The following is a 13,872-nucleotide window of genomic DNA, read 5'->3' as shown; positions in this document are numbered from 1 at the left end:
TCCTGCTATGCATCCATTATTCTCACAACAACCATGACGAATTAATAATAATTCCATAGTTAACACCTCTAGCTATAATTCTAGTTCCATCCAGCAACAATTTTAACATTATTTTAGTATAACCTGTATAATTTTACAAGCATGAGCTAAATGTTTTACAAAATTATTTATACTATATTATCCTAATACTAATATTCTAACGCTATTTTTCTCTTTTAATAAATAAGCATATGTACATAGAAATTTATATTTTTTCATTATATATTTATTACTACAAGGTATCCCCTATTTATTATAATATTACAGCATTTAATTTTCACAAAATAACCTAAACATGAAATAATAGGAATGAATTAAAGCATCATAAAAAGCCTTGTATTCCCTAGTAAATACAAGGCTTTTATTAAGTTAAATATCTTTACTACTGTTATTACTAGTATCATTTGTATTATTATTTTTTTTATTCTTATCTATGTATATATCTAATGCTTTTATCCCTCTTGTAGCTAGTCTTATAAATAAAACAAAAGTAACTATAGCTATTATCAGATATATTATAATAAATATAAAAGAAATGCCTGAGAACATCATTAAACCATGATTGACCATCATATTATAATATCCCCCTTTATTTTAAATAACTTTATATCCTCAATTAATAGTTTATTATAATTTTTGTGAAATATTACATATATTCTTAATATGTACATCTAAATATAGACATACATTCCTATTGGTGATCAAAAAGCTTGCCTTTTATCATATATATTATAAATAAACTTTCTTCTTAAATATTATTTTATAAATACAAGCTTTTTGATCACCTTTCTCATCCTCTCTTGTCAGATTAACTGCAGAGAAACATACGTATGAATTCTTGATAAAAGCAAATTATACTTTAATACCAAACTCAATAATAAATAATTAAATTTTTATATTGCAAATTAATGGTACAAGAAAACATACATACGCCAAACCTACTCTACTACTTTACTTGAACCCCTACTTCACAGTGTCATCCAATGAATATATGAGTGTCACTGAATCAATGTTTGTTATGTATAAAGCATTGATATATGTATCTTTTAAAAAACTTGTTACAAGTATTTTGTTTCTTTTTGTAATATAGTATCTTAGTATATAGAATCGAGTAATAGAATCTATTTTTTGAAGGCCACTGAAAAAGTATTATTTTCTTAAAAATCACATCCTTCAAACCTGCATTGTTTCGTTGTGATTTTGTTGAAAAAAGGACTTTTTCAGTGGCCTCATTTCTTGTATCCCTCTTTTAAATTCATTTAATGACACACCCTCTTTTATTAAACATAATCTATATTATTGATTTTCTCTTTTATTACTCTTGTCAATGACTTTTTGTACTGCCTCTAACCATTGTGGTTCCTCTGGAAAGAATATATCCCTGGTACCCATTTCACTAGCTATTATACTTATTAATTGTCCAAATCTTAGGTCTGGATATTTTAGCCACAGTCCTTCAATCTTACCTAAAAAAGGTTTAATTCTATTGGGATCTCTCATATTCATATTCTCCTTTTATTTTTAATCATCTTCCATCTGATATCCAGTTGCCACAAATTCGTATAGAACTTTAATTTTATTAATATTTATTCTACCAGTGACACCTTGTAGATCACTTATCTTACACCAATCACCCTGTTTAGATAACAAATGCAAATCAAAAATTCTTTCCCAACTCTCTTCTTTTGTTATATTAATTTTTCCTTCTTCATATAAGTTATCCTCTTTTTCAGACAAACTAAAAAACGCATTCATTAAAACTATATGCCATGCTTGAAAATCAGACAATAATACATCTTTTCTGTCCAATTCAATCTCTAACAAAATACCTTTAGCCCCTTTACTAAGATATCCTTCCTTTACATCTTCTCCGTCTGGTTTTTTAGTCCATACCCATACAGGATATTCTCCATTATATTTGACTAATCTCTTTCTCATCTGTTTCATCATCCAACTATAACTCTTTTTAAAATCTCCTATAGCAAAATTTTTATCACCTTGTAGATACCCTCTTTTCTTAGCATCTTCCCAGGCATTTATATGCTGTATAGTATAGAATTTCATATTAAATATCATTCCTTAGCCACATTAATAAATTTCTTTAGATCTAAAAATTCTTTATCTATATCAACATCTACTGGAAAAAAGAAACATAAAACATCATCTTTATATAATTCTTTTAAATACTTATTAACGGTATTTTCCGTTACCTGAAATATTTCACTTAACTCTTTAATACTTGGTAATATTTCATTTTCTATAATACTATACTGAATTATAAAATAATGATAACTTTTTTTACCTTCAATTAATGAATGCCAATTATCCGTTTTTAACTTATATTTATCAGTAACAAAACATAGTTTGACTGGCACTTTTCCTATTTTATAATTTTCACATGAAATACAATTTTTCTTTAAATCTTTCCAAACACTTAAATATTTTCTATAATTAGCTAAAGCAATTTGTTCAGATTTTATTCTGCGGTTCTTATCACAATTATGTTTTTTTCTCAAACTTTTGATATTTTCTAAAACCAGTAATCTTCTCCGATTATATTCTTTACATATTGCATCCATAGTTCTCTTATATTGATCTTCTTTATCAACCATCTATTTCATCCTTTTAATTCAATTTTATTTTTATTAATAGTAATTATATCATAGCTTCCATAATATACTCGGCATACTAATATTATAATGCCATTTTCCTCTTTTAATAAATATCATTCCTTTTTCCTATGCTTAAAGAATAGAATTTAGTAAGAGTAATCAAAATAATTTAAAGCAAGCTTTTATTATACTAAAAACTATATAGTTTTCTTTTTGGTGATCAAAAAGCTTGCCTTATGAATAAGCTTTTTAATCACCTATATCACTACTATATATTAATAATTAATATAAATAGTATATATATTTGAGTAATTTGGTACCCACATTTTAATTTAATTTGACACCCACATTTGGATGTAAACTAAGACTTATATTATTGAAAAACCACAGCTTACATCCAGAAATAAATGAAGGTATTTTACAATATTTTGAACATATTTAGGGCTGAATAACTGACTTTTGATTTTGAATACTAATTTAGAAATTATATTTTCAATAATATTTTGGATTTAAATGCAAAATAAAAATTATTTTTATACAACACAAATAAACCTTTTTCAATACTTTTAAAAAAGGCTAACTTTAATAAACTTATTTTTTAAATTTTTTAATGAAATCTTTAAAAAATAGTGTTATAATGTTAATGTTAAATTTCGATTTGTTACTGTATGTGTTGAGATTATGTAAGTTGCAACTTATATAATCTCTTTAACTTTTTTGCATTTTTATTCTAAGTCTTCCCATCCTAACAATTGTCTTTCTAATTTCTCAAAGTCGTATTCCCTTGGCTTAAAATTATTAAATGTAGATGTTTTTCCTTTGTTATATTTTCTATATGCTTTCTTTTGCTTGTTCTGTTTTTCTGTATTTCTAGTTTTAGCTTCTTCCTGCTGTGCTTGATATATTTGCTTTAATAAATCTACTAATTCTTTTTTCTTTTGCATTATGTAATAGTTGGCCTTATTAAGCCCCTGCCTAACCTTCACAAATGGACATAGAGGACTTTCTGACATACGATTAATGCAATAAGATATATATTCCCTACTAAATCTAAATTCTTTTGCTATCTCTTTCTGTGAGGCATATACTATCATATAATTTTTTTCATTTATATCGGTATTAACTCTACCTTCAAAAAAATCTAAAATTAGACCACAAGCTCCCATAATACCTTTAGGCAATGACTTTAAGAAAGCTATTTTTATGTTTACGGGGAACGCATTACTAAAAATTTTGAGGTTTTTTAGGGGCATGAATTCATTTCTTAGTCTTTCTTTTAACTGTTCACTAAGTAACATTATTTTCTACCCCCTAACCTGCAATCTCATTTTTTTAAATCTAATTTTCCATTTAGGTTTAATATAGATTGTCTCTATCCATTGCCAATGCTTGTCCATTGCAACAATGTATTTATTAAAAGCTTTATCTGTCTTAATTCCTAAGTATTCTTTTAATTTGTCATAGCTTGGTATTTCTCCAAAATTCCAAACGTAATATTGGAAATACTTAGCTAATAAATAACATTTCTTTTTATCGTGTTTCTCGTAACTTCCATCGTTTGTTACTACTAAATATTTATAGTTTTCAGTGTAAGGTATAAAAGATGGGTCAGCAATTCCATTTAATACCTTGAATGTAATTTTGTCTACGTTTATTTGTTCTCTTTTTTCAGCCATTACCTGCCACCTCCTTTAATATTCATTAAAGGACTAGTTTTTAGAGCTAAGTCCATTATTTCCTCATCCTTAATAGACTGCAAATAACGCCTAGTTATAGAAATATTTTCATGTCCAAGAAGACGACTTAAAGAATACACATCTAATCCGTTTTTTAGTTGTGTCTGTGCAAAATAATGTCTAAACGTATGTGGAGAACATCTTATATTTTCCCTAACTTTTGCCTTCTTGCCTGCACCTTTAATAACTCTCTCAACAGCTTCAACTGTAAGAGGATTTCCCCTATAGGAAAGAAAATAATTATCACACTTTACAAATTTATTTATCATGTAACTATTTCTAATTCTTTCATATTTAATCATTATTTTCTTTAACATTGGACTAATCGGAACATATCTCTCCTTATTTCCTTTACCATGTACTAATACAACAGTTTCTCTTACATCTAACATTCCCAAACTACATAATTCAAGATTTCTTATACCCGTATCTATCAAAGTGGCAATAATACACTTATTTCTTGCATTGTAGTAATTTGAATAGTTGTAGACATCTAGCATCTTAATGGCTTCTTTATCACTAAAAGAATTGATAATAACTTTAGGTTCTTTTTGCCAATCAACTTTTTTACAAGGATTGTTACATGTATATTCTTCTTTTTCACAAAACTTATAAAAGCTTCTTAAGTTTTTAAGTATACCATTAATGTATGTTTCTTTACGTCCTTGATTAGTTAAATACTTAAAATAATGTTTAATTTGTACATGAGATATCTGTTCTAGAGATTTGATATCATATTCCTTATCTAGGTAATTAAAGAATGCCCTAATATTATTTCTATATTCCTTAATTGTTCTTATAGAATACTTTTTAATTTCACACTCATACATATATTCTCTTAATAAGTCTGCTAATAACAAAAAAACCACTCCTCATATGAATCCTTATATTTGTCACATGAAAAATGGTTGTCATAATGGTTAAATACTAAAAATCTAAATGTTTATATACAGTGATGACATACCTTTAGGTTTTTTGTTACTTTAAACTATCCTCAAACCTATGTAACCTATTGATTTTCCTACTATTCTTCAAACTCATCAGGAAAATCAGCGTTGTGGTAAACATCCTGGACATCATCGTCATCTTCCAGCTTATCTATGAGCTTTTGAACTTTTCCTGCAGTAGCCACATCAACGGATACTGTATTATCGGGTATCATTGTAATTTCTGATGATAGAAATTCAAAGTCCTTATTTTCCAAATTTTCCCTTACGATACCAAAGTCTTCTACCGTTGTAGTTATTTGAAACACCTCATCCTGAACATTAAAATCTTCTGCACCGGCATCCAATGCCTGCATCATAATTTCATCTTCATCCATATCATCTTTTTTTTCTATTATTAGTTCTCCTTTACTTTGAAACATCCAGGATACGCATCCACTAGCTCCTAAATTTCCACCTTGCTTTGTAAATATACTCCTTACATTACCTGCTGTTCTGTTTTTGTTATCCGTTAAAGCTTTAACTATTACTGCCGCTCCATTTGGACCATATCCTTCATAAACTATTTCTTCATAGTTTACCCCTGCCATTTCTCCTGCACCTTTTTTAATTGCTCTAGTAATTGTATCCTGAGGCATGTTATTAGATTTAGCTTTTGCTATAACATCTCTTAGCTTAGAATTATTATCTGGATTTGAGCCTCCATTTTTAGCAGCAATGGCTAATTCTTTCCCTATTTTAGTAAATACTTTACCCTTTCTTGCATCCGCTTTACCTTTTTTCGCTTGTATATTATGCCATTTTGAATGTCCTGACATATAATATTCCCCCTAACCTACGGTCTTATACTTGTACTTATATATTGATTATGCAAACTGTATTATATCATATAAAAGCATTTAAATACAAATTTAGCTGCCATAATAATTAAAACGAACTCTATTCCTTAATAAGCCTGTTATCTATTTTAAAGTAGGACTCTTCGTCACCAACTATTACCTCACACTTTCCATTTGTAGCCTCTATAATTTCATTTATCAATTTATCAATACTTTCTATAATACAATTTATGGATAACTTAACTTTATCAGCATATTCTATATTTTCTACATAAATTGACTTTTGTTCAAACATGTACTGTAGTTTTCCCAAATTATCATATTCTATTAATATATCTATAGGAGAACCCTGTACTTTCTCCACTATCTTTGCTTCATGGATTGCCAAAGTTGCAGATTTGGAATAAGCTTTTATTAATCCTCCTTTTCCAAGCAGTGTTCCTCCAAAGTGTCTTGTAACTACTATTACCACATCTGTTATACCCTTCTGCTTAATTACCTCCAATATAGGTATTCCTGCAGTTCCCTGTGGTTCTCCATCATCACTATACCTCTGTATGTTCATTTTTTCTCCGATTACATAAGCATACACATTATGAGATGCCTTGGAATTTTCTAATTTTATCTTACTTATAAATTTTTTGGCTCCATTTTCTGTACAAACGCTCCTTATGCTTCCTATAAATATAGATTTTTTTTCTTCAAATCTGGAATTAGCTTCCTCTTTCACCGTAAAATAACTCACAGATAACCCACCTTTCCAAATATCCCTTATACCTAAACCATTAAAAATTTAACAATGAAATATTACACAATTATAATTTCACTCAATATTTTTATTCCATATTCTATATCTTTTTCATTTACATGAGAAAAACTGATTTTAAAATATTTTTTTCCTTCTAAAGAGTTTTTGTAAAATAATAGGCCAGGAGTAATTAAAATTCCTCTATTTTTTGCCTGTCTAAAAAGCTCTATGGAATCCATTTTTATATTTTCTTTAATCTTTAAATAAAAATGTAATCCCCCCCCTGGTTTTATAAACTCTACCTTATCCCCCAAATACTTTAATATACATTTTTGCATATGAATATATCTTTTTTTATAGGCATCATTTAAGGTTTCTATGTAATTTTTCCACAATCCTTTTCTTATATATAAATCCAAAGCTCTCTGCATAATACTAGATGTAGATATATCTGTATTAATTTTAGAATTTTGAATACTCTCTTTAAATTTTCTGGGAGGTATTAAATATCCAATTCTTATACCAGGTAAAAATATTTTTGAAAAACTTTTTATATATAAAACTCTATCATTATTATCTAGACTTCTAAAACTATTATACTTTATACTATTATCATAAATTAATTCCGAAAGATAATCATCTTCCATTATGTAAAAATCATATATCTGTGCCAATTTTAATATTTGTATTTTTTTATCATTACTGCAGCTTATTCCCGTAGGATTCTGAAAATAACTCATAGTATAAAAACATTTTATATTATTCTTTTTAAGTATTTTTTCAAACTTGTCCATATTAATACCATCTTTTTCAACAGGAACTTGAAAAATCTCTGTCCTTCTCCATTTAAATACAGATAAAGCCCCACTATAAGTTGGTTTTTCCACTATTATACTATCGTTTGTATTTAAAATTGCTTTTGAAATTAAATCTATACCCTGCTGTGCCCCTGAAATTATAAGTATATCCTCTTTATCTACTTTTCCATTCCAAAAAACATTACTTATGCTATTTCTAAGCCCTTCATAACCCAAAGATTCCTGATAAATTAAAGCTTTAGCTCCATCTCTATCCAATACTTCATTTAAGACATCCTTAAAAAAGTTTATTTGAAAAAATTCTCCGCTTGGAGTTTCTCCTGTAAAATCCACATAATTTACCATATCCTCATTAAATATCTTTTTTAAGGCTTTAGAGTATTCTCTATTAAAATTTTTATGTATATCCTTTTTTTTGGCATAAGTTCCACTTCCCATTTTTTGAATTGCATATCCTTCGACTTGAAGCTTTTTATAAGCATTTACTATGGTACTATTATTTACATTTAAAAATCTTGCCAAACTTCTTATAGAAGGCAGCTTTTCCCTATCTTCCACTACATTGGTGTCGATTAATCTTTTTATATGCTTCTCTATTAATAGATATTTGGGGATTTCTTCCTGATTTAAATCTACAAAATATTTTTTTAAGATAAAATTCACCTCCTCAGATAAAATATACATTTTCTTTGGCTAAAACGGTTCCATCTTTCATTTTGTAGTCCCTTGTATCTCTCTTAAGTAGATTTTTTTGCCATAATTTATTTAATATTTCCTCCATATTTATATTGTAGTTATAAAATAATTTATCACTTTTTATATCTTCAGAACTTAAAAAGGAATCCTTTTCCCTCATGTAATTTAGAAGTACTTTTGTAATACTTCTTATGTTTTTATCTACATTTTCTTTAAAATAATCCATAGTATCATTTATAGCTTCAACTACATCTCTCTTATTAAAAAATAACTCTTCTACACATCTTTTAAAGTCACCATTCAAATTCATAGCGATAATTACTGCATCTTTACTTATCATATGTCCTGAAGAATTTACATATAATTTTGAAAATTCTTCCACTGAACGTACTGCTGCAATATATGATGTATATATACCATCATTTTGAAGATATTTTTTACATATACCCATACTTTTGAACAGGTCTCCTAAATATACCATATTCCATCTTTCTCTATCTAGATCAGGGTAGTATCTTCCCACATCATACTTAGAAGTTATTTCAATATCTTTAGAAAATACCAATCTAGAGGAGGATATTATTCTATGTATAAATCCACCTTTTAAATCTTCTTCAGAAGATTGCAAAAAGTTGCTTTTACTCATAAGTTTAACATGGATTGGCACACCTTTTTCTTCTGTATATATATCCTTTAAACTAGTTCTTTTATTGTCAAATATTACAAGTAAATCAATATCTGATTCATCCCATAAATCTCCACTAACCATACTTCCAAAAACCATAACTGCGAGAACCGATTTATTAACTTTAAATCTTTCAATAGCACTGTTAAAAGCATTTTGGTATTGTAAGATAGTTCTGTCCATATTAATGCGGACCTCCTTTAAAATTTAATCCATACAAAGATTATTCTGAATTTTTATATATTATATATATTTTTTCCTAAAAACACAATAGCAAAATTTAAAGAAGAGTGGTTGATACTTATGCTACACCCTTCTTCTCACATGTTCACAAATTCAATATATTTTGCTATTCAACTATAAATTTTATACATTTATTATATACTTCTTCATCTACCAATGCACTTATATAGGTTCCATCTTCTCTATAATCTTCCTGTTCTATTTTACAATTTCTATGTATAAATGCTACTGCAGCCTGTTCTGTGTAGGGAATTAAATATTGTACTTTTTTTATACTGCGTGGAAGCATATATGATACTTTTTCCAAAAGTTCTTCCAAATTAATTCCATACTTAGCAGATATACATATTTTCTCTATATCATTACATTGGCTTTTTATACAATCTGTTTCCCCTTTATCTATTTTATTCAATACTAAGAGAATTGGTTTATCAATTACTCCAAGCTGAGCTAGAACCTTATTTACCGCTTCTATATGCTGATATGCATTATCTGAAGATACATCCACTACATGAAGCAGCAAATCAGAGTAATATACTTCTTCTAAAGTAGACTTAAAAGCTTCTACTAAATCATGGGGAAGCTTATTTATAAATCCTACGGTATCAGTTATGGTAATTATTCTGCCATCTTTTAGTTCTACAGCCCTGGTAGTAGTATCCAGGGTAGCAAATAACATATCTGCCTCAAATACCTTATCTTTATGGATACTTTCCTTGGGCACTGCTATTTCACACAGTTTATTCCTTAATGTAGATTTTCCGGAATTGGTATACCCTACCAAAGATACTTTATGTATTTCATTTCTCTTTTCCCTCTGTATTTTCCTTACTCCTTTTATCTTTTTTAATTCTCTATTGATTTCATATATTCTTTCCCTTATATGTCTTTTATCCGTTTCCAGCTTTTTTTCTCCAGGGCCTCTAGTACCTATGCCGCCTCCGGTTCTTGAAAGCATTATCCCAAATCCTGAAAGTCTGGCCAATCTATATTTAAGTTGTGCAAGCTCCACCTGCAGTTTACTTTCTTTACTTTTTGCCCTAGTAGCAAATATGTGCAGTATCAGTGTAGTTCTATCTATTACCTTTATTTTTAAGTTCTCTTCTAGATTTCTAACCTGAGAACCAGATATTTCATCATCAAAAATTATTAAATTGGCATTACACACCTGTGCCGTTAGTCTTATTTCATCTAATTTCCCTTTTCCAACATAAAATGCTGTATCCATGATGGTTCTTTTCTGAAATATCTTTTCCAATGCTTTTACATTACAAGCCTTTGCCAGTTCTTCCAATTCGTCCAAACTCTCTTCACTATCTGTTCCTACAAGTATTGCTCTCTCTCCTGCTTCTTCTAATACATCTCTTTTCTTTATGGACTCTTCTACTTCATTTATCTTCCTTAATACATTATAATTAATTGCATCTTCAGGTGTTAAGTTAACTAATACTTCACTTTCAATGGAATTATCTTTAATGCTGCAAAATCCCAGGCTCATACCTGTAGGACCTTTATGGTTAACTCCTATGGCTGATATACAATCTAATCTTAAATTTATTAAAGCAGAAATATCCACTTCTGAAAGCTGGGAATTGCCATTAGGATGAGTGTGTACCATTCTGATTCCGGAAAGCTTATTTTTTGATACATAAACTTCCTCAATATTTACACTATTACTGTCACCCACTGATATGCTTATAACTTTTCCTTTCCTATTAATAATTACACTTATTTCCCTATTTAAATACATAGTATTTTTACAAAGTATTTCTAAAATTTCCGTATCACAAATATTATCTTTAGATACTTTAATATTATACATTTCTTCTAGCTCATCTAATATAGATTTTTTTATTCCATCTGTATTTCCATATATCAAAAAATATCACCTCTATGTGTTCACTATTAATATTTAATTTTACCATTTACCATTTTAGTATACATTATAAATTTACAAAGTAGAAATGATTTTTATATGTTTATTCACTAAACATTCAAAAACCATTTATGTTTCATTAATACTTTAATTTGTGTTATAATGATTTAAATTAATAAATGTACAAATAGAGCAAGGAGGACAATTATGGTAAAGAGGCACAAAAAGGCTCGTTTTAAGACTTCTAAGCTTATACTTACTATCTTATGTGGTTTATTATTATTAACATTCGTATCGATAATTGGTGCAAGTTTAGCTATTATAAAAAACTCTCCGGAACTTGATGTAAACCGGATATTAAATTTAAACGAGCCTTCTGTTCTATATGACGATAATAACAATGTCATGGATGTAGTAGTTAGCCCCCAACAAAGAACAGTGATTTCTTTTGATAGTATGCCCCAGAACTTAAAAAATGCTTTTATCAGTATAGAAGACGAAAGATTCTATAAACACAAAGGTATAGACTTAAAAAGGATTATAGGTGTAATATTTATAGATGTTAAAAATAAAATTACAGGTAGTAATAACATTCAAGGAGCATCTACTATAACCCAGCAGCTGGTAAGGGGTATATTTCTATCTTCCAATGTAACTTTTAAAAGAAAACTACAAGAGATATATATGTCAATACAACTTGAAAAAAAATTAAGTAAAGATCAAATACTGGAAGCATATATGAATACAATTTATTTAGGAGGAAGGGCATTAGGTGTGGAAGCTGCATCACAGCAGTATTTCAGGAAACCTGCAAAAGACTTAAATTTAATTGAATGTGCTCTTATTGCCGCTATTCCTCAAAGTCCATCTGTATATTATCCCTACTCTACTACTGCTAAAAAAAATCCATCCATATATTTAAACAGAACTAAAACCGTAATTGCAAAAATGTATCAAAATGGTTACATTTCTGAAAGTCAGTATACGGCTGCCATAAATGACATTTCAAATGGTAAACTGGATATTAAACCAGAACCTACTGTAAATAACACATATAATAATGAATGGTTTACAGTACCTGTTATTGCACAGGTAAAAAAAGATTTGAAATCTAAATATAAATATACCGATGAAGAAGCAGAAAATCTGCTTACATATGGAGCTCTTAAAATATATACTACAATGAACAAAGAATTGCAGGAAAAAACAGAAGATACTATAAATAATGATAGTATTTTTCAAAATTCCACTACAGATGGGAATGGGATATTACAGCCTGAAGCATCTGCAGTAGTTATGGATTACCATTCTGGACAAGTAAAGGCTCTTGTAGGAGGTAGGGGGACTCAGCCTGCTAGATCTTTTAATAGGGCTGCATCTGAAAATTATTTAAGACCTCCAGGCTCCAGCATAAAACCACTGTCTGTATACAGTCCTGCTGTAGATTCACAACAATTCACAGCTGCCAGTGTATTTGAGGATTCTCCTCTATCGGATGAAATTGCAAATAAATATATGTCCAATGGTGAACCCTACCAACCTAAAGATGATGAGGCAATTGGCGGAGATATGACTTTAAGAACTGCATTAACTCATTCTATAAATTTAGTGGCAGTTAAATTAGAGGACAAACTAGGATTGGAAACTGGGGCTGCTTATGCAGAGAAATTCGGCATAACTTTAGATAATCATGATAGATCAAGTATAGCAGCATTATCTCTTGGACAACTCCATCATGGTGTAAATACCCTTACAATGTCTGCAGCTTACGGAGTATTTGGAAATTCCGGTACATATACTGCTCCAAAACTTTATACTAAAGTAGAAGACAGAAACAAAAAAATTATATTAGATAATAAGACGGAAACAAAAAAAGTGCTCTCTGCCCAAAGTGCCTATATATTATATGATATGTTAAAAGGACCTGTTAGTCAGGAAGGTACAGGACCTAATGCAAATTTCGGAGACATGGCTGTAAGGGGTAAAACCGGTACTTCCAGCAACAACAGAGACCTTTGGTTTTGTGGACTAACTCCCTATTATTCTGCAGCCGTATGGATTGGTAATGACGACAATTCCGTATTAAATAGTGCAGCAATTAACAGTAATTCTGCAGCTAAACTTTGGGCGGATATAATGTCTCCTTTCCATGAGGGCTTACCCTCAAAAGATATTGAAATGCCATCTGGAATAGTAACTGCTTCTATATGTTCCGAGTCTGGAAAGCTTGCCCGTGCGGCTTGTTATAATGATGTCACAGGCAGTAAGGTTTATGACGAATTATTTATAGACGGTACAGCTCCTACAAGTTACTGTACTCTTTCTCATTCCTGGAACATATTTGATGCTTTTCCCAAAAAAAACACTAATAAAAAACAACAGTTCAATACTAATGACAAAACTACAGATACTATCCAAAATAATACTGACAGTAATGTAGACACCAATGATTCCTCCGGCAAAAATCCAGATAATCCAACGGAAAATTCTGGAGATAAAAACAACACTCATAATAATAATTCATCCACTGACATACCTATTGGAAATACACAGGATACTTCAAGATAAATAACATACTAAAAATGCCTTAATTAAAATTCCACCTTTATGTTTCAGGTGGAATTACTTTTTAT

At 29.2% G+C, this 13,872-nt stretch carries 13 protein-coding genes; 1 reads left to right on the top strand and 12 read right to left on the bottom strand.

Features of this window, described 5'->3' with window-relative positions; translation table 11 throughout:
- Nucleotides 1–408 precede the first annotated feature (408 nt).
- From ACJDU8_RS03485 to hflX, 12 genes are all read right to left on the bottom strand, one after another.
- The gene (locus ACJDU8_RS03485; RefSeq protein WP_406790759.1) at nucleotides 409–612 is read right to left on the bottom strand and encodes a hypothetical protein; all 204 of its coding nucleotides are present in this window, start codon (nucleotides 610–612) and stop codon (nucleotides 409–411) included.
- A 723-nt stretch (nucleotides 613–1,335) separates the two neighbouring features.
- Nucleotides 1,336–1,539, bottom strand: a complete 204-nt coding sequence (locus tag ACJDU8_RS03480) for a hypothetical protein (RefSeq protein WP_406790758.1) — start codon at nucleotides 1,537–1,539, stop codon at nucleotides 1,336–1,338.
- Nucleotides 1,540–1,560: 21 nt separating this feature from the next.
- A complete protein-coding gene (locus tag ACJDU8_RS03475) occupies nucleotides 1,561–2,115 on the bottom strand; it encodes a DUF3841 domain-containing protein (protein ID WP_406790757.1) in 555 nt (184 codons plus the stop codon).
- Entirely contained in the window at nucleotides 2,112–2,651 is a 540-nt protein-coding gene (locus ACJDU8_RS03470) for a hypothetical protein (protein WP_406790756.1), read from the bottom strand. Before ACJDU8_RS03470 ends, ACJDU8_RS03475 begins: the two co-directional genes overlap by 4 nt.
- Before the next feature lie 725 nt (nucleotides 2,652–3,376).
- On the bottom strand, nucleotides 3,377–3,949 hold the full coding sequence (locus tag ACJDU8_RS03465) for a hypothetical protein (RefSeq protein WP_406790755.1): 573 nt from the start codon (nucleotides 3,947–3,949) through the stop codon (nucleotides 3,377–3,379).
- 6 nt (nucleotides 3,950–3,955) lie between these two features.
- Nucleotides 3,956–4,327: a hypothetical protein gene (locus ACJDU8_RS03460; protein WP_406790754.1), complete on the bottom strand. Its 372-nt coding sequence runs from the start codon at nucleotides 4,325–4,327 to the stop codon at nucleotides 3,956–3,958.
- Nucleotides 4,327–5,247, bottom strand: a complete 921-nt coding sequence (locus tag ACJDU8_RS03455) for a tyrosine-type recombinase/integrase (protein ID WP_406790753.1) — start codon at nucleotides 5,245–5,247, stop codon at nucleotides 4,327–4,329. Before ACJDU8_RS03455 ends, ACJDU8_RS03460 begins: the two co-directional genes overlap by 1 nt.
- Nucleotides 5,248–5,411: 164 nt before the next feature.
- Nucleotides 5,412–6,152, bottom strand: a complete 741-nt coding sequence (locus ACJDU8_RS03450) for a YebC/PmpR family DNA-binding transcriptional regulator (protein WP_406790752.1) — start codon at nucleotides 6,150–6,152, stop codon at nucleotides 5,412–5,414.
- 121 nt (nucleotides 6,153–6,273) lie between these two features.
- Nucleotides 6,274–6,918, bottom strand: a complete 645-nt coding sequence (locus tag ACJDU8_RS03445) for a YigZ family protein (protein WP_406790751.1) — start codon at nucleotides 6,916–6,918, stop codon at nucleotides 6,274–6,276.
- A gap of 62 nt (nucleotides 6,919–6,980) precedes the next feature.
- Nucleotides 6,981–8,423, bottom strand: a complete 1,443-nt coding sequence (locus ACJDU8_RS03440) for an aminotransferase-like domain-containing protein (protein ID WP_406790750.1) — start codon at nucleotides 8,421–8,423, stop codon at nucleotides 6,981–6,983.
- Nucleotides 8,407–9,303 (bottom strand): nucleotidyltransferase domain-containing protein, encoded by an 897-nt coding sequence (locus ACJDU8_RS03435; RefSeq protein ID WP_406790749.1) that lies wholly within the window; start codon nucleotides 9,301–9,303, stop codon nucleotides 8,407–8,409. The genes ACJDU8_RS03440 and ACJDU8_RS03435 overlap by 17 nt, the downstream gene beginning before the upstream one ends.
- Nucleotides 9,304–9,469: 166 nt before the next feature.
- The gene (gene hflX / locus ACJDU8_RS03430; protein ID WP_406790748.1) at nucleotides 9,470–11,242 is read right to left on the bottom strand and encodes a GTPase HflX; all 1,773 of its coding nucleotides are present in this window, start codon (nucleotides 11,240–11,242) and stop codon (nucleotides 9,470–9,472) included.
- Nucleotides 11,243–11,446: 204 nt separating this feature from the next.
- On the opposite strand from hflX, the gene ACJDU8_RS03425 reads away from it, so the two are divergent.
- A complete protein-coding gene (locus ACJDU8_RS03425) occupies nucleotides 11,447–13,807 on the top strand; it encodes a transglycosylase domain-containing protein (protein ID WP_406790747.1) in 2,361 nt (786 codons plus the stop codon).
- Nucleotides 13,808–13,872 lie beyond the last annotated feature (65 nt).

It is taken from the genome of Candidatus Clostridium eludens, assembly GCF_045310515.1.
In the GTDB taxonomy this organism is placed as follows: Bacteria; Bacillota; Clostridia; order Clostridiales; family Clostridiaceae; genus Clostridium_B; species Clostridium_B eludens.
This window is presented reverse-complemented; position numbering and strand designations above follow the sequence as displayed.

Coding starts and splice junctions, on each gene's coding strand:
- ACJDU8_RS03485 (WP_406790759.1), bottom strand. CDS start 612: ATGATGGTCAATCATGGTTTAATGATGTTCTCAGGCATTTCTTTTATA.
- ACJDU8_RS03480 (WP_406790758.1), bottom strand. CDS start 1,539: ATGAGAGATCCCAATAGAATTAAACCTTTTTTAGGTAAGATTGAAGGA.
- ACJDU8_RS03475 (WP_406790757.1), bottom strand. CDS start 2,115: ATGATATTTAATATGAAATTCTATACTATACAGCATATAAATGCCTGG.
- ACJDU8_RS03470 (WP_406790756.1), bottom strand. CDS start 2,651: ATGGTTGATAAAGAAGATCAATATAAGAGAACTATGGATGCAATATGT.
- ACJDU8_RS03465 (WP_406790755.1), bottom strand. CDS start 3,949: ATGTTACTTAGTGAACAGTTAAAAGAAAGACTAAGAAATGAATTCATG.
- ACJDU8_RS03460 (WP_406790754.1), bottom strand. CDS start 4,327: ATGGCTGAAAAAAGAGAACAAATAAACGTAGACAAAATTACATTCAAG.
- ACJDU8_RS03450 (WP_406790752.1), bottom strand. CDS start 6,152: ATGTCAGGACATTCAAAATGGCATAATATACAAGCGAAAAAAGGTAAA.
- ACJDU8_RS03440 (WP_406790750.1), bottom strand. CDS start 8,423: ATGTATATTTTATCTGAGGAGGTGAATTTTATCTTAAAAAAATATTTT.
- ACJDU8_RS03435 (WP_406790749.1), bottom strand. CDS start 9,303: ATGGACAGAACTATCTTACAATACCAAAATGCTTTTAACAGTGCTATT.
- ACJDU8_RS03425 (WP_406790747.1), top strand. CDS start 11,447: ATGGTAAAGAGGCACAAAAAGGCTCGTTTTAAGACTTCTAAGCTTATA.